This is a genomic window from Pseudovibrio sp. POLY-S9, from assembly GCF_001431305.1.
In the GTDB taxonomy this organism is placed as follows: Bacteria; Pseudomonadota; Alphaproteobacteria; order Rhizobiales; family Stappiaceae; genus Pseudovibrio.
The window spans coordinates 1-539 of record NZ_LCWX01000028.1 but is presented as its reverse complement, the minus strand read 5'-3'; the positions used below and the strand labels follow the sequence as shown (position 1 = coordinate 539).

At 51.0% G+C, this 539-nt stretch carries 1 protein-coding gene; it reads left to right on the top strand.

Annotation, left to right across the window (positions count from 1 at the left end):
* Window positions 1–539 (top strand): FG-GAP repeat protein (locus PPL9_RS01405; protein WP_200962061.1); only part of this gene is annotated, 539 nt, incomplete at both ends.

Here is a 539-nt window from a genome sequence, read left to right as displayed (position 1 = left end):
GGTGTTATCTTTGCCGACGGTCCAGGCGATCTTGCTCGTGTGTTCACACCGGATCCTGCCGGCATTTATATAGAGCTGGAACTGTCCGCACCTGACTCCAATGATAGCTTCGGTCGAAGCGGTGTAGTTCAGGATGATGGCACCATTGTTGTTGGTGCTGACGGTGCCTTGTACATCCATGAGCCGGATGGCAATGGTAACTATACAGTTTCCAAGCTGATTACCGGAGATAGTAGTACAGGCCCGGCACTTGCTGTGAATGAGGCTGGCGTCATCGTTACCGGTGCCACTTCCGGCATCGGCGCTGCTTATGTTTATGTGCCGAATGGTTCTGGTGGTTACTCTGAGATTGAACTGACAGCCCCTGACGTATCAGGTGATGGTCTGTTCGGTAGCTCTGTTTCAATCAATGAAGACGGTGTTATCACAGTTGGATCGCATTCTGACAATGACAACGGTGAGGGTTCCGGTTCAGTCTATGTCTTTACCCAAGACCCTGCTGGTTTCTATGTCGGGCAAGATGGAATGTACTTCTTCCC